Origin of the sequence: Nostoc sp. T09 (genome assembly GCF_002154695.1) — a bacterium.
GTDB lineage: Bacteria > Cyanobacteriota > Cyanobacteriia > Cyanobacteriales > Nostocaceae > Aulosira.
Genome location: NZ_MTAV01000254.1, coordinates 1 through 1,085, shown reverse-complemented (window position 1 = coordinate 1,085; position 1,085 = coordinate 1). Strand labels below are relative to the sequence as shown.

Below are 1,085 nucleotides of genomic sequence, written 5' to 3'. Positions count from 1 at the left end.
AGATATTGACGCTTACACCCAACAAATTTGGGCTTTATCTTCTTAAGTTGACACCAATGATCAACTCGGTGCTGCTACAGCCGCCTTCGGAGCTGGAGCGTTGAGAACCTGGCAGGGTAGTTATTTTCAAGCATTTATTTTGTCGGGTGTCCTGTGCCTGATAGCAGCAGTCTTAGTTCTGCGAATTGGTCAAAGTCCTACTAAGAATAATTCACAGCTATCTTCAGCCCCAATTAATCCTTAGTCAGCAAAAGGAAAATCGCACCTATGTCAAAAACAGCTTTGATAGTTGGAGCAGGTAATGGACTCAGCGCTTCTATCGCTCGCCTATTTGCTAAAGAAGGGCTAAACATAGCCTTAGCTGCTCGCCGCATTGAGAAACTCACTCAGCTTAGTAGTGAAATTGGGGCGGTTAGCTTTGCTGCTGATGCTGCAAAACCAGAGGAGGTAAACCAGCTATTTATCGATGTTGAAAATAAACTAAGTGCCCCAACAGTTGTTGTTTACAATCCTAGTTTTCGAGTACGCGGATCTTTAATTGATTTAGACCCCAGCGAAGTGGCAAAAACCTTAGATATCACTGCCTATGGAGGCTTTCTGGTTGCCCAAGCTGCCGCTAGAAGGATGTTACAGCAGGGAGGCGGTGCTATCTTTTTTACTGGAGCCTCAGCGAGTGTCAAGGGATATCCGCAATCTGCACCTTTTGCAATGGGCAAATTTGCACTAAGAGGTTTAGCTCAAAGCATTGCCAGAGAACTAGCACCTAAGAATATCCATGTAGCGCATTTTGTAATTGATGGTGCTATTCGTTCCGCAGAACGTCCAGATTCAGCAGACAACCCTGATAGTACCCTCGATCCGGATGCGATCGCCCAAACTTATCTCAGCATCTTACACCAACCCCGCAGTGCTTGGACGTGGGAAGTAGAATTACGCCCTTGGGTAGAGCATTTCTAATGAAGGCAGGAGGCAGGGAAGGAAGTGTGGGGAGGGTGGGGAGTGTGGGGAGAAATAACAAATGACAAAGCGCAAAGTCGAGCCAGTCGTGTGGTGAGGCAGTCCGATCTTGGGGGTTCCCCCCAGGA

The 1,085-nt window shown here is 47.3% G+C and carries 1 protein-coding gene; it reads left to right on the top strand.

Features of this window, described 5'->3' with window-relative positions:
- Window positions 1–267: 267 nt before the first annotated feature.
- A complete protein-coding gene (locus BV372_RS34015; RefSeq protein WP_086691806.1) occupies window positions 268–957 on the top strand; it encodes an SDR family NAD(P)-dependent oxidoreductase in 690 nt (229 codons plus the stop codon).
- Window positions 958–1,085: the final 128 nt, after the last annotated feature.

What these genes read in the sequence shown, in the direction of transcription:
- BV372_RS34015 (WP_086691806.1), top strand. Translation starts at nt 268, where the DNA reads ATGTCAAAAACAGCTTTGATAGTTGGAGCAGGTAATGGACTCAGCGCT.